Origin of the sequence: Tenacibaculum sp. TC6 (genome assembly GCF_050606265.1) — a bacterium.
GTDB lineage: Bacteria > Bacteroidota > Bacteroidia > Flavobacteriales > Flavobacteriaceae > Polaribacter.
The window spans coordinates 1-21,036 of the sequence record NZ_JBOCUK010000031.1; the positions used below are offsets into that span (position 1 = coordinate 1).

A 21,036-nucleotide genomic window follows, 5' to 3' on the forward strand; every position below is an offset into this window, starting at 1 on the left:
AACAAACATGTGTTTGTTGAGAGATTTTATATCTTTAATCATACTAAAAAACTGTAATGGTTTTTTAGGACGACACAAATGTTATGATGCAAAAAGTGAAAAACTCAATAGGAATATTTGATTCAGGAATTGGAGGCACCTCTATATGGAAAGAAATTCAACAACTCTTACCCAAAGAAAACACCTTATATCTTTCAGATAGTAAAAATGCTCCTTATGGTAATAGAACCAAGGAAGAAATAATAGAGCTCTCTATTAAAAATACCGAGTTTTTACTTAAAAATGATTGTAAAATTATTGTAGTGGCTTGCAATACTGCAACTACTAATGCCATCAAAGTTTTAAGACAAAAATATACCATACCGTTTATTGGTATTGAGCCTGCCATTAAACCTGCAGCCTTACAAACCAAAACCAATGTTATTGGTATTTTAGCCACAAAAGGAACCCTAAACAGTGAGCTTTTTGAAAAAACCTCTGCTAACTTAGATAGTAAGTTAACTATTATGGAACGCGTTGGAGAAGGCCTTGTTGACTTAATAGAAAAAGGTAAAATTTATTCAAGTGAAATGACTTTGCTTCTTGAGAAATACCTTACTCCTATGATAGAGGCTAATGTAGATTGTATTGTGCTAGGTTGTACACATTATCCTTACCTTAAAAATCAAATTGAGGCAATTGTTGGCCCGTCTGTTAAAATTATAGATTCAGGTTATGCTGTGGCCATGCAAACGCAAAATATCCTTAAGCAACATAACTTACTTAATTTAGAAAACCTAAAAGCCTCTCATAAGTTTTGTATTAATATAGATAAAACTGTATTAACAGAAATACTGGAAGAGCATGTGCCTCCCGGTATTAATATTTCTATTGAAGAAACCGCTTTTTAAAAAAGGCTTCCGTTGATATTAGGACAAGCTGATGCTCTACGCTTTCTACACAATACATTCATACCTAATGATATTTGATGGAAGTTTCCATTGGTAAAAATTAAGTCGCCTGTTTGTTTGGTGTAAGTATATCCAAACATATATCTTTTATAGTTAATTCCAACAAAAGGAGTTACATAATGAGAATCTCCAAAAACCTGTCCGTCAAAACTGCGTCTGTAAGAAATACCTCCCCAAAGTTGCATATTAGACAACTTTTTATACACTTTAAAGTTTATATCAGCAATTTTTTCACTTGTTTGTTCTTTAAGTTGAAGCATCAGAGAAGGTTCAAATTGAATCTTGTCTTCATCTCCAAAAAAGTAAGCTCCGCCAATAATATAGTTTCTTAAATTAAGAGATTCAAAGTTTGAGTTTAAATTGCTTTTGGCAGACAATAAGATATTTTTTACTGTAAAGTATGATGAAAAACCTTTGTAGTGATAAGCCATACCAAAATCAGCATTAAAATACATATTACTTTCTACCACCTGACTCACGGTAGGATCGTTAAAAAATGTAGTTTGATCAACCTGATTTTGTACAACTGCCAACGATAAACCAAATGATAACTGGTTAAAAAGGTTTTCATTTCCTAAATCTAAATGATAGGCATACGTACCTTGAAATGCTTTTTGTGAATGGTAACCATTTTTATCATTAAATAATACAAAACCATACCCAGCTTTAGAATACTCCCCTGCTTTAGCATGAAAACTTAATGTTTGTAATTCCGGAGCATTTTTAACGCCTACCCATTGCTGTCTTGCAGTTAGCCTGATTTTACCACATTCTCCAATCCCCGCTGAAGCCGGATGAATTAAAAAAATGTTGTCTGATAAATAATCAAAATATATAGGTAATGTTTCTTGCGCTTTTATTTTTAAATTAAAAAAAAATAGAAGTAGTAGTAAGGGTGTGATGTTTTTTTTCATAAAGCGTATGTAATAGGCGCCTCAAATATAAAACAACCACAACTAAAAATTTGTTAATTTTTTAAAAAACCAAACTTATCAGCTTTGTTTTAGTAATTTAATCGATATTCTGAAGGAGAAACCTTTTTTATTTCTTTAAACTTTCTGTTAAAATTAGAAATATTTTTAAAACCGGACTTTTCTGAAATCTCTGTAATTAAAAGCTCTTTATTTTGTAATAATTTACACGCCCTTTCTACCCTAATTTCATTAAGAAAAGTAAAATAGGTTTTATTGGTTCTTTGCTTAAAATATCGGCAAAAAGCATTCGGAGTCATATTGGCTATACCCGCAACCTCATCCAAGTCAATTTTTTTGTCAAAATTAGATAAGGTATAATCCATCACCTTCCCCATTCTTTTCCCTTCATTATCTGTAAACTTTTTATGGTATAAAAATGTTGACAATCGTTCAACATCAGACTGAATGATTAGTTTTAACAGCTCTAAAAAAACAATAAAACGCTCAAAATCATCACTCTTAGGCAACCTATTAAAATAACTAATTAGAATTTCTTTATTAGTAAGTACTTTAAAACTTGTTTTAGCATGATCAAAAAAAGACTCAATTTCCTTAAAGTCATCCAGCTCAAAAAACGTTTTTCCAAAAGATTCTTTTGTAAAGAAAAGCGACATCATAAATGATTCTTGTATGGTAGATGTATCACTCTTAAAAACATGAGGTTGATTTCCTCCTATAACTAAAATATCGCCACTTGCATACTCATTTACTAAATCTCCTACTAATAAAGTTCCTTCACCTTTAACTACATAACATATTTGAATTTCATCATGTTGATGCAATTTATCATAAAAGTAGGCCCCTTTATCTTCCTGATAAATCAGACCTATATTTTTTGCCTTAGGTATTTTAAACGGTAGTACTTTCATGATACTTTTTTATCAAATTTATCAAATATTCACATTTAAAATATAAAAAACAACTATTTAAGGTAATATAGTATCAATATGTGATAATACTAAGGAAAACAACTGTAGTATTTCCCTCTAACTTTGTAACAAAAACAAACACAATGAGCATTCAATGGAAAGGCGTTATGCCTGCAGTAACCACAAAATTTACAAATGATGATATGTTAGACCTTGCCATGTTTGAGGTTAACATTAAAGCACAATTAGAGGCAGGTGTACACGGAATTATTTTAGGAGGTACTTTAGGAGAAGCTTCTACCTTATCAACCGAAGAAAAAAGTATTCTTATACAAGAAACCGTTCGTATAGCTAACGGTAAAGTTCCTGTTATTATGAATATAGCAGAACAAACTACCAAAGGAGCTATTTTAGCTGCAAATAAAGCAGAACAAGATGGTGCAGCAGGTTTAATGATGCTACCTCCGATGCGTTATAAAGCAGATGCAAGAGAAACTATTGAATATTTCAAACAAACAGCTAATGCTACTAATTTACCTATTATGGTGTATAACAATCCGGTAGATTATGGGATAGAAGTTACCTTAGATATGTTTGAAGATTTACTTACTTCGTGTCCTAATATTCAAGCTGTAAAAGAATCAACAAGAGATATTTCTAATGTTACAAGACTTAAAAATCGTTTTGGTGACAGATTAGCCGTGTTAACGGGAGTAGATACACTTGCCTTAGAAAGTTTAGTTTTGGGTGCAGAAGGTTGGGTTGCCGGTTTAGTATGTGCTTTTCCTGCAGAAACCGTTGCTATATACAGTTTAATTAAAGCAGGTCGTATTGATGAAGCTTTAGCTATTTATCGTTGGTTTTTACCTTTGCTTGAATTAGATATTAATGCTAAATTAGTACAGAATATTAAGTTAGCAGAAGTTGCTACCGGTATAGGAACTGAAAATGTAAGAGCACCAAGACTTCCTTTAATTGGTGAAGAACGTAATCGTGTATTACAAGTTATAGAAGAAGGTATGAAAAACAGACCAACTTTACCAGACTATAAAAGTTTAGAACTAACTGTATAAATAAGATTCTTTTAAAAACTGAGATGATGTTTCATAAACTCATCTTCAAAACATATTAATTATGACAACTGCAGCTGCCAGTAAAATTACAGGAAAAAACCACATAGGATATCGTATTTCAGCCAAAGGGACTATTACCTATAAAACATTTAATCCGGAGCTAAACACAGACAATGAACCTACTTTTTTTGAGGCCTCTTCTGAAGAAATCAATGAAGCTGTTTCATTAGCTACCAAAGCTTTTGAAAGCTTTAAAACAATACCCGGACAAAAAAAAGCGGCATTTTTAAACGCTATAGCTGATGAAATACTAAATCTTGGAGATACGCTACTACAAACCTATTGTTCTGAAACCGGATTACCCGAAGCAAGAGCCATTGGTGAACGAGGAAGAACTGTTTTTCAATTGCGTTCTTTTGCTGAGTTAGTAGAAGAGGGTTCGTGGGTTGAAGCCAGCATAGATACTGCTATACCGGACAGAACACCGCTACCAAAACCGGATTTAAGAAGAATGAATGTACCTTTAGGTCCTGTAGTTGTTTTTGGTGCCAGTAATTTTCCTCTTGCCTATTCAACCGCAGGTGGAGATACCGCTGCTGCCCTAGCGGCAGGATGCCCGGTTATTGTAAAATCGCATCCTATGCATGCAGGTACCGGTGAATTGGTTGCTTCAGCAATTATAGCAGCTGCTCAAAAAACAGATATGCCTGAGGGTGTATTTTCAAACTTAAACTCAAGTGGAATTGAGGTAGGCCAGCAATTAGTACAACACCCGTCCATTAAAGCTGTAGGTTTTACCGGAAGTTTACGAGGCGGAAGAGCTTTACTAGATTTAGCTGCTAAAAGAGAAGAGCCTATTCCTGTTTTTGCAGAAATGGGAAGTGTTAATCCGGTAATTGTTTTACCGGAAGCTTTAAAAACAAGAGGAGAAGAATTAGCAAAAACCTACGCCGGTTCTATTACTGTTGGTACGGGGCAGTTTTGTACCAATCCGGGCTTAATTTTAGGTATTGACAGCGAAGAGCTTCATAAGTTCACCAAACTATTGTCAGAAGAAATTATAAAGGTAAACCCTACTTGTATGTTGCATCCTGCAATCAAACAAGCATATCAGCATAACCGAGCAACTATTTTAAATGAAGATAATGTTACGGTTATTGCAGAATATCCTAATGAGCCTAATGCTAACTATGCAAAACAAACCGTTGCGGTAGTTACCGGAGAAGATTTTATTAAGAACCCCAAATTACATCAAGAAGTTTTTGGTCCGTTTTCATTACTTGTAAAATGCAAGGATAAACAAGAGCTTGAAAAGGCTATTTTTAACATAGAAGGTCAGCTTACAGGTACAATTTTAGGAAATATTTTAGAAATAAATGAGTATAATTATTTACTTTCGCTCTTAAGTAATAAGGTAGGGCGAGTTATTTTTAACGGAGTTCCTACGGGGGTTGAAGTATGTCCGTCAATGGTTCATGGTGGCCCCTATCCTTCGTCAACAGATTCCAGATATTCTGCTGTTGGAACAAGTTCTATAAAACGATGGGTACGACCTTTTAGCTACCAAAACTGGCCAAATGAGTTGCTACCTAACGAGTTAAAAAATGAAAATCCATTAGGTATATTAAGATTGGTAAACAATCAATTAACTAAAAATACAATATACTAACCTATACCTCACCTGAAAGGAAAAGTTTAGAAGGGTGTTTTTCCTTAAGGGGGGTTAGGTTGGGGTTAACAAAATATACCATGAAAAAAACATTTTTTTGCGTAGATGCTCACACTTGCGGTAATCCTGTTAGAGTAGTTGCCGGCGGTGGACCAAATTTAAAAGGCGCTAACATGAGTGAAAAGCGCCAACACTTTCTTAAAGAGTTTGATTGGATTAGAAAAGGCTTGATGTTTGAACCCAGAGGCCATGACATGATGAGTGGTTCTATTTTATATACGCCTCATAATCCTGAAAATGATGTTGCAATTTTATTCATTGAAACTTCCGGATGTCTCCCCATGTGTGGACATGGAACTATAGGTAGCATTACCATAGCCGTAGAAGAAGGGTTAATTACTCCAAAAATTCCCGGAATCATAAAAATGGAAGCTCCGGCAGGATTGGTTCATATTGAATACCAACAAACCGGAAAAAAAGTAGACTGGGTTAAACTTACCAATGTAAAAAGTTATTTAGCTGCTGAAAACTTAAGTATAGAATGTCCTGAATTAGGTGAACTTACTTTTGACGTTGCTTACGGAGGTAATTATTATGCGATTGTGGATCCTCAGCAAAACTTTAGTGGTATTCATAATTTTACTGCCTCTAAAATAATTCAGTATTCACAAGTGGTTCGTAAGCGAATTAATGAAAAGTATCCTGATTTATTTATTCATCCAGAAAACGATACTATCAGAGACGTAACACATATGTTATGGACAGGTAATCCTATAGATCCTAGCTCCTCTGGAAGAAATGCTGTTTTTTATGGAGATAAGGCTATTGACCGAAGTCCTTGTGGTACCGGAACCTCAGCCAGAATGGCACAACTGTATGCTAAAGGCCGTTTAAAACCTGGAGAAGATTTTATTCATGAAAGTTTTATTGGTAGTAAGTTTATTGGTCGTATTGTTGAAGAAACTACGTTAGCCGGTCATAAAGCCATAGTACCTAGCATTCAAGGTTGGGCAAAGGTATATGGATATAATACTATTATTATTGATGATGAAGAGGATCCGTATGCTTTTGGTTTTCAAGTTATTTAAAACGACATATACATTACTTAAACTGACATAAATTTCATTATTTACTTTAAAAACAAGTTGTAACAAGCATGGGTAAAAGTGTTGTTATTATTGGGGGTGGAATTATAGGGTTGTGTTCTGCTTATTATCTACAAAAAGAAGGGCACCAAGTTACCGTTATTGATAAGTCTGATATGACTTCAGGGGCTTCTCGTGTAAATGCCGGGATTATAACCCCTAGTCATATTATTTCATTAGCTGCTCCGGGTATGATTACTAAAGGACTTAAATGGATGTTAAGTTCTTCCAGCCCTCTATCTATTAAACCTCGATTAGATATTGATTTTTTACAATGGTCTTTACTGTTTAAAAAAGCTTCTACTCATGAAAAAGTAGCCAAATCAATTCCTGTTATTAAAAATATCAATCTGCTGAGTAAAGAGCTATATGAGGATATTAAAAAGTCTAGCGACTTTGATTTTTTTTATCAAGATAAAGGTTTACTCATGTTTTATCAAACAGATAAAGCCGGAGAGAAAGAATGGAGTGTTGGCCAGAGAGCTATTAAAGAGGGATTAACTGTTGATAATTTAACGCTGGCAGAAGTACAGCAATTAGAGCCTGAAGTAGCATTAAATATTAAAGGTGCCATTCATTACCGTTCGGATGCTCATATGACTCCGGATGAGTTTATGAAAAAGCTACTAGCCTATCTTCAACAAAAAGGGGTTACCATAATAACCAATGAAGAAGTATTAAACATTACCCAATTGGGTACTAAAGTAGTAAGCATACAAACACATACCCAAGAAATAAAAGCGGATGAGTTTGTTTTGGCTTCCGGTTCCTGGACACCTTTACTGGCCAAAAAAATAGGAATAAAAATTCCTGTACAGGCCGGAAAAGGATACCGTATTAATGTGAAAGAAAAAACCGGAATTACCATTCCGGCTATTTTAATGGAAGCTAAAGTTGCTGTAACGCCAATGAACGGATTTACCCGATTTGCCGGAACAATGGAAATAGCGGGTATTAATACACATATCAATACTACCCGAGTGCGTACTATTGTTAAAGCTGCTGAAAATTATTATAAAGACTTACACATTCCTTCTCAGGATATTGAAAATGTTGACTCCGGTTTACGCCCTTGTTCACCCGACGGTTTGCCTTATATAGGCAAACTTACACATTGTAGTAATGTAACAGTAGCTACCGGTCATGCCATGATGGGTTGGAGTTTAGGTCCTGCTACCGGAAAGTTAGTTTCTGAACTGATTTCAGAGAAAAAAACAAGTTTAGATATGACTCCTTTCGCTCCGGAAAGGTATTGTTAAATATTGTATTATAAAATACAGTTCATAACTAGTTAAAAAATAAGAGGATTCAAAAAAATGAATCCTCTTATTTTAGCATCATACTACATTTCATCAACAAAATCCAAGTTAAAACTTATACTTATACCCTAACCTAATCACCTGCGTTTCGTAATAATCATTACCAACATAATTAAATGTTTCTCCATTAACTTTCTTTTTAACAACCAAGGTGTTAAAAACATCTGTTGCATTTAAAAACAATTCTCCTTTACCTTTCTGAATTGTTTTTTTAATTCCTAAATCTACAGAAAATCGTGATTGAATTTTACCTTGTGGTATAATATCGGGTGCCAGATAAATTGAACTTACCTGTGCTTCAAAATTATTAGGGAGTGTTGCCAATATATTTAGTTTTACATTTCCGCTATACGTCATTTGCTCTTGTGCAGAAAAAACACTTTCTATCGGATACTTATTCACTACTGAAAAGGCATTAATTTTATTATAGTAACCATTCATATTTAAGTTTGCTGACCAAACGTTAGATAATTTTTTATTCATGACAACCTCCAAACCTGTGTTAGCACTTTTGCCTCCGTTTTGTGATACATTATAAATAAGATTAGAATTATCACCTTTGGTTGCTATACGTGTAATGGTTCCATTTGTTATACGATGATATAAAGCTGTATATAAATACCCTTTATGCCATTGGTTTTTATAGCCTAACTCAAACGAATTGGTAAACTGTGGTTGTAGTGCAGGATTTCCAACTTTAATAATTTCTGCATCATCATATTTAGGAAATATACGAATATCTACCTCGTCAGGTCTATCAACTCTTCTGTTATAAAATGCAGATAGTTTGTTTTTATCATTTATTTTATAGCTCACTCGAGCATTAGGAAATGGTTGAAAATATGTATAACCATCGCTTGTATAAGTATTATGATTAGGATCTACCTGATATTTTAAATCTACATACTCTACCCGTAAGCCTGCTTCTGCTTCCCATTTTTCAGTTTCATAAGTATAGTTTACATATAGTGCAGGAATAACTTCTTTATACTCTGCTTTACCATCTGCGCCTGTATCTAATACTGAATTTTCAGCAGACGGGTTAAACTGCATATTGGTTGGAATAACTCGGTTTCTAAATTTAACCCCGGTTTCTAAACGTCCGTTTTTTAAGGGTTTAGAATAATCTATTGTTACATCAACAACTTTTTGATCTGCTATTAGAAAAAAAGATTCGTTAGCAGTAAATGAAGGCATAGTATTAGTAAAAAAATACTTCTCATCCTCACGGTCAAATGTGTAATTAAAAGAGGCATTTAATGTATGTCCCGGATCTGAAAATTTGTGTTCATAATTAGCTGAAACCATACCAGCTGTTACTACTTCATCTTCTAAAAATTGCCATAGTCTTAATTGCTGTGTTAGCTGCTTATTATAAAAAGGCTGATCGCCATAATCTTTAATACTCTCTTTACTAAACAATCCGGAAACAGTCAATGTATTATTATCATTTATAAACCAATCTAATCCCGCTTTTGAAGTAAAAAAATTAGTATTTCTGTTATGTTTTAATTGTTGATTAATTACCGTTCCGTCATTATAACTTCGTGTTACAAATTCATTTTTATTTAAGGTTTCTGTATACAAATTATCAACTTGAAAAAATAGGTTTATCTTTTCCTTTCTATAGTTAAGAGCAACAGATGGGTTCGTTTTAGGAGTTATTTTGTATTGAGGTCTAATACCTGGTAAATTTGCTTTTCGCTCCCATAACGCTCCTAAACCTGAAGTTATGCTTATAGTTCCGTTAAACCCATTTTGTTTTTCTTTTTTTAAGATGATATTAATAATCCCTGCATTACCGTTTGCATCAAATTTTGATGACGGGTTGTTTATAATTTCAACCTTGTCAATAGCTGATGCCGGAATATTATCCAATCCGTTTTGATTACCAAAACCTGTAATTGCGGTTTGTTTACCATCAATAAGTATCAATACTTTAGTACTACCTCTTAACTGAACTTTTCCTTCTTGGGTAGTAATTCCCGGAAGATTTTTTAAGGTTTGAAGTACTGTACCTCCACTTTGAGATAGATTAGTGCTAACAGCATAGGTTTGTTTATCCATTTTGTCGCTTATCTCATCTTTTTTAGTGGTAATTATCACTTCATCTAGCTGTGAAACATCTTCTTCAAGTTTAACATCTCCTAAATTCAAATAAGTTGAGGCTGATCCTATAAAAACAGGAATTGTATAGGTTTTATAACCAAGGTATGAAACTTCTAAGAAGTAATTACCAGGGGTACTATTTTCAAACGAAAATATTCCTTTATCATTAGTAATAACCCCTGCAACAAACTCATTGTTTCCTTTATTTTTCTTTAAAATTACATTTACATAAGTCAATGGTTCATTTAAAGAAGCATCAACTACTTTTCCTGAAACCGTTATGTTTTTAGCTTGTGACCATACGAATACCGACCATAAACTTATGACCACACTAAATGCTGTTTTAATCTTCATCCGATTGACTTTCTTCTACTATTTTTTTAGTTAAAACTCCTTTAGGGTCAATTACTGCTTCAAATTCTTGTTCTTCAACCTCTATTTTAAATTCATACGATTTCCCTTCAACAGTTATTGAAATTTCAGATGCTTCAATGTCATAATCTTTAAAGTTTTGATCTAAAATTGCTTTAATATTTTTAGGTATTTCCTTTTCTTTAATTTCGTATTCGGTTTCTATCCATGTTCCTGAGTTTAAAAAATTAGCAGCATAGGCAACACCATTCATTTTAAATTCGGCCTCCCATTCTTTATCATTCTCTTTAGCCCATTCTACTTTTTTAGCCTTCGGGAATTTTTGATTAAAACTGACAGTTACCTCCTGAGGTACATTTTCTTTTTTCTTGTTTTGTGCACAAGATGTAATGGCTAAAGCAATAGCCATAAACGATAAAACATTTAGTTTTTTCATAATAAATAAATTTAAATTAACTATTTGGTATTGGTTTCTAATGATTTGTGATGCCTTTTATGCTCTATGTAAATAAGTATAATAATAACTACTAAAGCTACTACAGAAGCATTTAAAGTACCTAGATTTAACCCTCCTTTATGGATTGGCTTTGTTAAAAAATCGCCAAAAGTGGCACCAAAAGGTCTGGTAAAAATAAAGGCTAACCAAAACAGCAATACCTCATTTATTTTGGTAGCATAATGTACTACTACTACAACAACTATAATAAATGCTGTAACCAGAGCTCCTTGTATATACGACAACCCCATAACATCACTTAAACAATCGCCGAATGCTGTACCCAAACTATTTGAAAACAAAATTGCCATCCAGTAATACAGCTCTTTATTTTTGTTGGTAATAGGATATACTTTTACATCTTTAAACTTTTTTTTCCACAGTACAAGTGTTAAAAGTAATCCGGTAAATAACAAAATACTACCGCCTATATAACCTAGATGTAAAGTTCTGTCTATAAAATCAGATATTTCTGTACCTAAAGTAGTAGTAGCTATAATAACTAACCAATACACATAAGGAATGTATTTTTTACTGTTAAGTTGTATGACCAACAGTATAGCAAAAACAACAGCTGTAATGCCTAAGCTTATTAAATAACCAAAATTTAAAGTCATTGAAATAAAATCTCCGAAAGTTTCACCTAAAGTGGTAGCTACAATTTTCATCAACCAAAACAACAGCGTTATTTGAGCTACTTTGTTTAATATGCCTGTATTTTCCATATTCCTATAATTATTAATAAATCAACTTTTTTATCATTTTTAAAGCCTAAGCCCAACTATTTATTCAGAATAAAAATTAATACTAAGTACTCTTTTAAATTGCTCAACAGAACAATGAAGAGTTACCAGATAATCTTTCAACTTATTAATAATTGAACTTAGGTTTTAAGTCAAATAGGTATAGTATAGTGTACTGATTAGAAAAAGAATTCAACAACTACAAAAACAACTGTACTTTTTACCTTATTGCGGCTTAATGATACCCAAAGTAAACGGTTATTTTTGGTTAATTTTTTTTAAGGAGGTGCAGATTAATTATTACGGACTTATTGCTACTATTAGCTTAATGAATTTTTAAACTCAGACGGTGTTAATCCTTTGATTTTCTTAAAAGTAGCATTAAAGGTTGATTTAGAATTAAACCCCACTTCATTAGCTATACCTAAGAGTGTGAAATGAGCATATTGGTCGTTTTGTACCTTCTCAATAAAATCATTAATACGGTACTCATTCACAAAATCAAGAAAGCTTTTATGTAAATGAAGATTTAAAACTTCTGAAATATATTGACGTGGAATGTTAAGTTTTTCGGATACTTTATGAATGGATAATTTAGGATCTGTATAAAGTTTATCTTTTTCCATCGCTTCTTTTAAAGCAATTATATATTCCTCCACCAATACACTATTCAAATTTGAAGTTTTATACTTTTTCTGTTTTTCTGTTGGTAAAAACTCATCGGGCTTAGTAATAGAATAAAACGTTATAAAATAGAATAGAAATGCTATGATAATTAGCACATAGCTGTTATAATCTTTATCATTAGAAATAATAACCGGTTGCTTATTAAAAAGTATTAGTAGTTCATTTATATGAGATAATCCTAGTATAAAAACAATAGGTAATACCATGTAGAGAATCCAATATCTACTTTTATTTTTAAACAAATCAATCAAAATATATGCGAGATACCCCAAAAATGTAAATTTTATAGTAAGTTCTGCTACTTCTACCAAAAATACTTCATCCGTTGTCTTTAATTCAATTACCTCTATTATTAAATAGATGATGTTGGGTATAAAAAAAAGCAGGTCTTTTTTATTAAACTTTTCTATGCCAGATTTAAAGTATTTAAAGAATAAAAACAGGAAAGTTATGAATAGCGTTATATCAAATAAATACCAATCAGCATTAGCCTGAAACAGGTTATTATCATCGTCACCAATAATAAATAGTACTATAGAAATAACCGTTAGTGTAAACAACCAAAATGTTACGTTTTTATATTTTTTCTTATTCTGAAATAACAGAAGTAATAAAAAGACACCTTGAATAACCGCTATTATTTGGATTGTTTTTAACATTAATTACTATAATTTTTATCAAAAATAGGTTAATAATAATAAAAACCTTTAATGGTAAGTAAACATTTATCAGGTAATAAATGTTTAAAGAAATAATACATAATCTTTCATCACCAGTTTATAGTAACATAGTAAACAAAAATTATCTTGTGCATTTCTATAAAACATCCGATGCTTACACCGGATGTCTAATGATAGTGATACCAGAATATAAATCCTATTTATCTTTTTTATAAATCTTATCAATAAACTTAGAACTTAACAGTCTTGCTACTCCCATATAATTGAGCTTAAAGTTTACCTTATCGCCTACCTTAAATTTAGTTTCACCTGAACTGGTTTTGTTATTTCCTACGTCTATCACCAGCATATCAGAGGTAATACCTACAAAAGAAATGTCTTTATCATCTGTAAATAAATCGTTTTTATCTACATCTAACAGTCCGAAGTCTAAAATAGCTTTATATGAGGTTTCTTGTACGTTGTTTTTGTCATATTCGGAGGTATGCCCCACATTAGCATCGCTAATAATACCATCTGGCACTATCTTTTTCTTTTTTAGCTCAATAATATTAGCATAAAACTCAAAAGTTTCTGTATGCAGTTTTTTAAACGGCTTATTGTCTAACGGACTTATCCCGAAAAACGCAGCTTCTCCTATTCTAAAATGGTTAATTTCTTTAGGAAGCATCGTATTTTCTATCAACGGTAAGGTTATTGAGGTACCACCGGATACATATTTAAGCTCTTTATTAAACTTGGCAGAAATCAGCTCTTTGTACAAAGAAAGTTGTAGTAATTTATCAAAGGTAGGCTCCACTCCGTACATACATCCTAAGTTAGAGCCAATACCTATTACCTCTATATGAGAAAGGTTAAATACCTTTTCATAAAACTCAAGTATGTTATCTCTTTTCACTCCCTCTCGCAGCTCTCCTAGCTCAATCATAATAATAATTTTATGCACTTTGCCTTTCTTTTTTGCTACTTCGTTTAGCACTAAAATAGTTGACAAAGAACTATTTAAAGAAATATCGGCGTACTCCACTATGTCTTCAGCATAAATTTCTGCCGGAGGTTTTATGTAAATGGTTTTTATATCCGGGTTTACCTCACGTAGGTTTCGTAAACTGGTTAATCGTGAATCTCCTACTGAGTTTATTTTTTTTATAACATCTTTTGTTAAAATAGTTTTTAAAAAAGTTTTATCTCCTGAGAATACTTTGGTTACTAAACTCCACGCTATTTTATTTGCTTCAAAAAAATCACTTAAATATTTTATATTTTCTTTTATTCTTTCAGAATAGATAATTAATTCTGCCATTTTATTTAGTTATAATTCTCGGTAAATTTTCCGGTAATTTTGTTAGTAATTCGTAATTAATTATTTGTATTGCGTCGTTAAATGAAGACACGGTTATTTCCTGTTCTCCTTGCTGTCCTATTAATACTACCTCATCTCCTTTTTCTACTTGTTCAGCATGCGTTACATCTACCGCCATCATATTCATGTTTATGGTACCAATAACATCAAATCGTTTTCCACGGATAAGTACTTTACCTCTGTTACTTAATGATCGGTTATAACCGGATGAATACCCTACGGGAATAATTGCTATTTTGGTTACATGATTGGTAAAATACGAGGTTCCGTAGCCTATAAACTGACCTGCCTTTACGGTTCGTATGTCCATGATTTGGGTTTTCCATGAAATGACCCTTTGTAAAGGTGAGGCTACCAGTTTGTGCTTACTTAAATAGTGTACTAAAATTTCTTGCGTAGGAAAAAAGCCAAATTGTAAAATCCCTATTCGTACCAAATCAAGTCGGGTTTTAGGATAACGAATCGTTGCTGCTGAACTCGCTAAATGGGCTTTCGTTACCATGGGTTTTTGATTGCCTATTTTTTTAAGTACTCCGGTAAACTTTTTTTGTTGGTCGGTTACTCTTTTATAGTTTGAAATACTTTCTGCTCCTGCCAAATGTGAGCAAATACCCTGTACTTTTAAGTGGCTTGTATTTTTTTCTATATACTGTAAAACGGTTGATAGTTCTTTAGGCTCAAAACCCGTTCTGTTCATCCCCGTTTCTATCTCTATATGAATTTTAGCTTGCTTTTTAAGTTTTTGAGCTTCTTCATTGGCTCTTTGCAACCGGTCTTTTTCAAACACATAAAATTCTATACCATTTTCTATGGCCCATGCTAGTTGACTTGTATCTATCATGCCCATAATCATAATCGTAACATCTTGGTGTGGCAATGTTTTTAACACTTCATAAGCTTCATTAGCATCAGACACGCTAAAATGTCTTACTCCACTGGCGTAAGCTAATGTGCAATACGGATGAATTCCATGCCCATAAGCATTGCCTTTTACTACCGATGAAAAGGTAACGTCATCTCCCAGCATTTTTTGTATAAACTCTATATTATTTTGTACTGCCTTTTCAGACAGTTCTATGTATGAGGTGTGTGTCATTTATTTGAGTACTTCATTAACAATACTATAAAACATGCTTACTCCGGTCATGGTAATATCATCCGGAAAATCGTAGTCGGGGTTATGTAAGGCCGGTACAGCTATTCCTGCTCCCAGCCCAAACATTGCTCCCTTGTATTGTTGTGTAAAAAGACCAAAATCTTCTCCCCATTTAAACGGAATTTGTTTAAGTTGTACAGAAAACATATGGTTTCTTGCTGCTTTTTTTACAATGCTTACCGCTTCTTTGTTGTTTATACTTGCATAGAATTCTTCTAACCATGAAACGGCTACCTTTAGCTGATATTCTTTTTCAATTTCTTGTAAATAGTTTTGTAAGGCAATACACTGGGCTTCCATTAAAAGGGTAGATTGACTTCTGAGCGTAAAATGAATTTCACCATACCCTGCAGAAACACCATAAGCTTTCTCCCCCATACTGATATATACAGGTGTCATTAAAAAGAAATCTGTTGAATTTGAATTTGTATAGGTATGTTGCTCAGCAAACGTGATAATATCTTTAATCGCTTGCGCCGGATTGATTCCTTTTTCCGGTTCTGCCGCATGAGCTGTTTTTCCGGTTAATTGTATAATAATACTCCTAACATTAGCAGTAAATTCATTTTCTTTTACTACAATCTCATGTTTAGCGAATCCGGGTAAATTATGCAATGCAAACGCATAATCTATAGACAACTCTTTAAAAAACGGATCATTTAATACCGCTTGTGCTCCTTTACCGGTTTCTTCTGCCGGTTGAAAAAGTAATATAACTTTTCCTTTAGGTATTGGTTTCTCTGAAAGCCTCATGGCAACCCCTAACAGTATCGCGGTATGCCCGTCATGTCCACACTTATGAGAAACGCCTTGTTTTTTAGACTTATGTAAAAACTCATTGTTTTCTTGTATGGGCAACGCATCTATATCTGCTCTCAGCAATATCGTATCTCCGGTTGCGTTTCCTTCAAAAACAGCGACAACTCCGGTGTTTGCTATTGCTTGTACCTTGCCAACTGTATGTTCTTTTAAAAATGTTTGTATATACTTTTGCGTATGATATTCTTGCCCTGATACCTCAGGATTTGCATGTAGTTCTTTACGAAGTGTTTCTAAAGTGGTACTTAAATTTTCCATTGTATCTTTATATTTTTTCACTGCCGTACAACTTCTGTAGTAAAGAAAAAACAAGTACCGACAGTACTATTCCAAAAAAGTTGGCATCTAACCCTAAAGGTAATTTAACTTCTGAAATAATAAGAGTTAACGTAGTGATCCCTCCGGTTATCATGGCATAAAATGCAGCTATTGAAGAGGGTTTCTTTAACAACAACGTTCCTAACACCGGAACTAATAAACCGGACACCATAAAGGCATAGGAATATAACATTAACTCCAATACATTTTGCATCATAGTTGCCAGTATAATAGCCAAACCACCAATTAAAAACGTTATTATCTGCGAGTTTTTAATACTTACTTTTTTTCCAAAATACCCAAAAATATCAGTACTTAAATTACCGGAAGCCGCCATTAAACAACTATCTGCTGTAGACATGATGGCTGAAAAATAGGCCGACATCATAAGTCCCATTAATCCCACCGGAAGTATTGATCGTAGTAACAAAGGGAGTCCTAATTCGGCATCCATTTTTGTACCCGGAGCATAGCCAATAGCTGTAAACATTCCTTGTTCAAAAGCCACTCTGGCAAATAACCCCAAAGCAACGCCCATAAATGCCATTACCGGATATTCAAAAAGTCCGGCAATTTTCCATGCTTTTTTAGCGGTTTGTTCATCTTTACAGGCATAAATTCTTTGGTATAAAGTCATTCCTACAAACCAAATAGGCACAATAGTTATTACCCAATTAAACAAATCAATAAACCGAACGTTGGTTAGCGATAAAAAATGAGCAGGTACTGTTTCTTTTATAGCTTGCCATCCTCCTATTTCTATATAACCTATAGGAATGCCAATACCTACTAACCCTACCATTAAGATAATCCACTGAATGGTATCTGTATAAATAACAGCTTTTATACCCCCTATAACAGTATAAATAACCGCTATAACTCCCATGATTAAAACCGCATTGGTAATGGATATAGACGGAAAAGTAGCGGATGCTAATTTTGCTCCTGCTAAAATTTGAGAACTGGTAAATCCTATATACCCTATTAAAGAAATGATTCCGGCAATAAAAGCTACTTTAGTGTTATAGTGAAAAGCTAACGATTCCGGAAAGGTTAAAAAGTGATGTTTTTTAGCTATTGGATATATTTTAGGAATCAAAAAAACTGCACTAATCCACGCTCCCAATAAACCGGTAAATAACATCCAACTTCCTGACAATCCCATTAAAAATCCTAAACCACCTAAACCTATTGAAAACCCCCCACCAACATCGGTAGCTACTACGGAGAGCCCTATGTGTCCGGCAGACATATTTCTACCTCCTACATAGTAATCATCATGTGATTTATTTTTATTTAAAAAATAAACCCCAACTCCCAGCATAAAGATCAAGTAAACAATAAAAATAATTAAGTCTATTATATGTATATCCATCATCTATTTTTCTTGTTCTAAAAGGTATTTTTCTTTGTACTGTGCTTTTTTTGTTTGTTCTCTTTTTTGAACCGATGGTTTCTTAAATTCTTTACGGTTTCTAAGCTCTCTTAAAAGTTTAACATCTCTGTGCTTTCGCCTATATCTTTTGATAGCTCTATCAATATTTTCGCCTTCTTTTACTTGTATTATTAACATATATTCTTTGTTTTTATGTGTTACGTATTATTGGGTACAACAAAAAAACGGCTGTACTCCTCTATGCATAATTACCCTAAATAGGTTTTTAAAATTTTTGTTCTGTATTTATGTTTTAATCTTCTTATAGCTTTCTCTTTTATTTGTCGAACTCTTTCTCTGGTTAAATCAAATGTTTCTCCTATTTCTACTAAACTCATAGGTTTACCCCCCTCTAAACCGTAAAAAAGTTTTAGTACATCACTTTCTCTAGGTGATAAGGTTTCTAAACTCCTATTAATTTCTTGTTGAAGTGATTCTCTTATTAACTCTTTATCCGGATTGGGCGTATCAGAAGAACGCATAACATCGTATAAACTTGAAGTTTCACCTTCAACCAAAGGCGCATCCATAGATATATGTCGCCCTGTATTTTTCATGGATTGTTTAACTTCCGTTATCGTTATGTCTAACTCTGCTGCAATTTCTTCTGCTGTAGGTTGGCGTTCGTTATTTTGTTCAAGCTTAGCTATTGCTTTATTAATTTTGTTAATATTTCCTATTTTATTTAAAGGAAGTCTTACAATACGAGATTGCTCTGCCAATGCTTGTAAAATAGATTGACGAATCCACCAAACGGCATAGGATATAAATTTAAACCCTCGGGTTTCATCAAATCGTCTGGCAGCTTTTACCAATCCTATATTTCCTTCATTAATTAAATCAGATAGCTTAAGCCCTTGGTTTTGGTATTGCTTAGCAACAGATACCACAAATCTTAAGTTGGCACTTACCAAGGTTTCCAATGCTTTTTGGTCTCCTTGCTTAATTTTTTGTGATAACTCTACTTCTTCATCGGCAGTAATCAAGCCTATTTTGGCAATATCTTGCAAGTACTTTTCTATAGATCTGGATTCTCTATTGGTTACCTGCTTTATTATTTTTAGCTGTCTCATACTATCGTTTTAATCTCATTTCTAAATACGGATTCGTAAACCCTAACTTTTCATATAAAAATTTAGCCGGATTATCTTTTTCTACATGAAGTGCTATATCTCCTCTACAATTCTCTATGGCATGTTTCATTATTTTTTTCCCCAGTCCTTTTCCTCGATAGTCTTTATGAGTGGCTATATAAACAAGAATGTTTTCCGGTATATACTCATCCATACCGGTTTTATTAATAACTACTGCTCCTACTAATTCATTAGCTTCTTCCATTGTAAATACATAGCCGCCCAAACCGGTTCGTTCTTTTGCCGCATAGTCAATAGCTTTTCTGATAGCACTTTTTTTATCACCGTAATTTTCTAGGTGAGTAAAAAGAAAGTTAGTTACTCTCTCCATTTCTAGTGGACTTATACGATTAAATGCGTCGTAAGTTTTTAATGTCATGCTTTTAGTTTTATATGAATAAATGATAGTTATGGTTGTTTTTTAATTCTTTAGGAAATACTTCCTGATACTTATATAAAGTTTTTAAAGGAATTCCTAAAAAGTATTTTTTTATCTGTGTAGTTCGTACTCCTAAATCTTCATGTTTTTGCAAAGAACTTTTCTTTACTCTTCTTTTGATATATAGTATTTTCATGGCTTATTTTTAAATTAAAAGTTATATACAAATACTTTTTTAGTATTTGTATAGGTAATAAAAGGTTAAAACCGCATAATCAAATTAATAAGCGGTATTACAAATAGGATTAAAAAATTAAGTCGCTATAAACGAAGAGTCAAACTACAACTTATAATCCCGGTGGGATAAACTTGTCCGACTGGACACGAAAAACTAAGTAGTTAAATGTGAAAACTCGCTGATTTCTTTTTTTATATAGAGAACCTATCATATGGCACAAAGGTACGTATTTAATAAACGATATCAAAACTTAACAGCTAACAAAAAGAAAATCAATTAGTTTATTTCACTAAGCCTTCTAACTACCTACTATTATAGAAGTACCTTCCCTACCTTATCTTCTCTTTTTTATAAAAAATTACATTTTTTTTCATGTTTTAAAAACCGACTGGTGAATTACCTCGTATATAAAGCTGAAATAAGTAATTAACTTTAAAATTTTTACCATTATGAAAAAAACAAAACATTTAGGAAAAGCTTTTATACTAGCGGCTTTTGTTGGCTTGCTTATCGCAGCAGACCATATTGATGCTCCGGATGTAGCCAGTAGTTATTCAGACATTACTGATTATTATGCCTTCCAGGGTGAAGACACCAATAATATTGTATTTGTAGCCAACGTAAAAGGATTAATGAGTCCTTCTGAAACGGCTTCTGCTTCTTTTGATGAAAATGTTTTAATTGAATTTAACATTGACACTGATGGAGATTATATAGAAGATTTAGTTATTCAGGCAACTCCCAGAGATGGTCAAATGTATTTCTTTGGTCCTTACCAACCTGCTACTACAGGCTTAAACAGTACCATTAATACCGGAGCACCTACTGCTACCGCTACAATTACCCCTTACGGTAAAGAACCTTTAATTACCACCAGCAATGGTATGATGTTTTTTGCCGGCCCTAGAGACGATCCTTTCTTTATGGATTTTGCCAGATACGGTGAAATTATTTCAGGAAAAGCTTCCGGATTCAACAACCCGGGTAGCGACACTTTTGCCGGAACCAATGTTTTATCAATTGTTGTTGAGGTGCCTAAAAATAAAATTGGTAGCACCGGAACCATTAACACTTGGGTAGAATCAAAAACTAAATCGTAAAACTTCCAA

20 protein-coding genes are annotated in these 21,036 nt (G+C 33.1%); 6 read left to right on the forward strand and 14 right to left on the reverse strand.

Annotated elements, in window-relative coordinates:
• Window positions 1-86 precede the first annotated feature (86 nt).
• The gene (gene murI / locus ACQY1Q_RS13995; RefSeq protein ID WP_431005981.1) at window positions 87-890 is read left to right on the forward strand and encodes a glutamate racemase; all 804 of its coding nucleotides are present in this window, start codon (window positions 87-89) and stop codon (window positions 888-890) included.
• Here murI and ACQY1Q_RS14000 read toward each other — a convergent pair.
• A complete protein-coding gene (locus ACQY1Q_RS14000) occupies window positions 887-1,864 on the reverse strand; it encodes a PorP/SprF family type IX secretion system membrane protein (protein WP_431005945.1) in 978 nt (325 codons plus the stop codon). The two genes, murI and ACQY1Q_RS14000, sit on opposite strands and share 4 nt — an antisense overlap.
• A gap of 89 nt (window positions 1,865-1,953) precedes the next feature.
• Window positions 1,954-2,793 (reverse strand): AraC family transcriptional regulator, encoded by an 840-nt coding sequence (locus tag ACQY1Q_RS14005; protein ID WP_431005946.1) that lies wholly within the window; start codon window positions 2,791-2,793, stop codon window positions 1,954-1,956.
• A 143-nt stretch (window positions 2,794-2,936) separates the two neighbouring features.
• Here ACQY1Q_RS14005 and ACQY1Q_RS14010 point away from each other — a divergent pair, with 143 nt between their 5' ends.
• The 4 genes from ACQY1Q_RS14010 (at window position 2,937) to ACQY1Q_RS14025 (ending at window position 7,939) form a co-directional block, all read left to right on the forward strand.
• Window positions 2,937-3,866, forward strand: a complete 930-nt coding sequence (locus ACQY1Q_RS14010) for a dihydrodipicolinate synthase family protein (RefSeq protein ID WP_431005947.1) — start codon at window positions 2,937-2,939, stop codon at window positions 3,864-3,866.
• A gap of 61 nt (window positions 3,867-3,927) precedes the next feature.
• Complete coding sequence (locus ACQY1Q_RS14015) at window positions 3,928-5,535, forward strand: aldehyde dehydrogenase (NADP(+)) (RefSeq protein WP_431005948.1); 1,608 nt, start codon at window positions 3,928-3,930, stop codon at window positions 5,533-5,535.
• Between the two features lie 80 nt (window positions 5,536-5,615).
• A complete protein-coding gene (locus ACQY1Q_RS14020) occupies window positions 5,616-6,623 on the forward strand; it encodes a 4-hydroxyproline epimerase (RefSeq protein ID WP_431005949.1) in 1,008 nt (335 codons plus the stop codon).
• 68 nt (window positions 6,624-6,691) lie between these two features.
• Window positions 6,692-7,939 carry an NAD(P)/FAD-dependent oxidoreductase gene (locus tag ACQY1Q_RS14025; RefSeq protein WP_431005950.1) on the forward strand — a complete coding sequence of 416 codons (1,248 nt, stop codon included), beginning with the start codon at window positions 6,692-6,694 and terminating at the stop codon, window positions 7,937-7,939.
• 108 nt (window positions 7,940-8,047) lie between these two features.
• On the opposite strand, the gene ACQY1Q_RS14030 is transcribed toward ACQY1Q_RS14025, so the two are convergent.
• From ACQY1Q_RS14030 to ACQY1Q_RS14085, 12 genes are all read right to left on the reverse strand, one after another.
• A complete protein-coding gene (locus ACQY1Q_RS14030; protein WP_431005951.1) occupies window positions 8,048-10,462 on the reverse strand; it encodes a TonB-dependent receptor domain-containing protein in 2,415 nt (804 codons plus the stop codon).
• Window positions 10,452-10,916: a PepSY-like domain-containing protein gene (locus ACQY1Q_RS14035; RefSeq protein WP_431005952.1), complete on the reverse strand. Its 465-nt coding sequence runs from the start codon at window positions 10,914-10,916 to the stop codon at window positions 10,452-10,454. The genes ACQY1Q_RS14030 and ACQY1Q_RS14035 overlap by 11 nt, the downstream gene beginning before the upstream one ends.
• 20 nt (window positions 10,917-10,936) lie before the next feature.
• Window positions 10,937-11,701, reverse strand: coding sequence for a COG4705 family protein (locus tag ACQY1Q_RS14040; RefSeq protein ID WP_431005953.1), 765 nt, complete (start codon window positions 11,699-11,701; stop codon window positions 10,937-10,939).
• A 338-nt stretch (window positions 11,702-12,039) separates the two neighbouring features.
• Window positions 12,040-13,065: a helix-turn-helix domain-containing protein gene (locus tag ACQY1Q_RS14045; RefSeq protein ID WP_431005954.1), complete on the reverse strand. Its 1,026-nt coding sequence runs from the start codon at window positions 13,063-13,065 to the stop codon at window positions 12,040-12,042.
• Window positions 13,066-13,282: 217 nt separating this feature from the next.
• Window positions 13,283-14,389, reverse strand: coding sequence for an alanine racemase (locus tag ACQY1Q_RS14050; protein WP_431005955.1), 1,107 nt, complete (start codon window positions 14,387-14,389; stop codon window positions 13,283-13,285).
• A 1-nt stretch (window position 14,390) separates the two neighbouring features.
• Window positions 14,391-15,545 (reverse strand): alanine racemase, encoded by a 1,155-nt coding sequence (gene alr / locus ACQY1Q_RS14055; RefSeq protein ID WP_431005956.1) that lies wholly within the window; start codon window positions 15,543-15,545, stop codon window positions 14,391-14,393.
• Window positions 15,546-16,682 carry an amidohydrolase gene (locus tag ACQY1Q_RS14060; protein WP_431005957.1) on the reverse strand — a complete coding sequence of 379 codons (1,137 nt, stop codon included), beginning with the start codon at window positions 16,680-16,682 and terminating at the stop codon, window positions 15,546-15,548.
• Between the two features lie 7 nt (window positions 16,683-16,689).
• On the reverse strand, window positions 16,690-18,120 hold the full coding sequence (locus tag ACQY1Q_RS14065) for a sodium:solute symporter family protein (protein ID WP_431005958.1): 1,431 nt from the start codon (window positions 18,118-18,120) through the stop codon (window positions 16,690-16,692).
• Window positions 18,121-18,315 carry a 30S ribosomal protein S21 gene (gene rpsU / locus ACQY1Q_RS14070; RefSeq protein ID WP_431005959.1) on the reverse strand — a complete coding sequence of 65 codons (195 nt, stop codon included), beginning with the start codon at window positions 18,313-18,315 and terminating at the stop codon, window positions 18,121-18,123.
• Window positions 18,316-18,386: 71 nt separating this feature from the next.
• Window positions 18,387-19,250, reverse strand: coding sequence for a sigma-70 family RNA polymerase sigma factor (locus tag ACQY1Q_RS14075; protein WP_431005960.1), 864 nt, complete (start codon window positions 19,248-19,250; stop codon window positions 18,387-18,389).
• A 1-nt stretch (window position 19,251) separates the two neighbouring features.
• Window positions 19,252-19,689: a GNAT family N-acetyltransferase gene (locus tag ACQY1Q_RS14080; RefSeq protein WP_431005961.1), complete on the reverse strand. Its 438-nt coding sequence runs from the start codon at window positions 19,687-19,689 to the stop codon at window positions 19,252-19,254.
• Window positions 19,690-19,699: 10 nt separating this feature from the next.
• Window positions 19,700-19,885, reverse strand: coding sequence for a hypothetical protein (locus ACQY1Q_RS14085; RefSeq protein WP_431005962.1), 186 nt, complete (start codon window positions 19,883-19,885; stop codon window positions 19,700-19,702).
• A 491-nt stretch (window positions 19,886-20,376) separates the two neighbouring features.
• Here ACQY1Q_RS14085 and ACQY1Q_RS14090 point away from each other — a divergent pair, with 491 nt between their 5' ends.
• On the forward strand, window positions 20,377-21,027 hold the full coding sequence (locus ACQY1Q_RS14090) for a DUF4331 family protein (protein WP_431005963.1): 651 nt from the start codon (window positions 20,377-20,379) through the stop codon (window positions 21,025-21,027).
• Window positions 21,028-21,036: the final 9 nt, after the last annotated feature.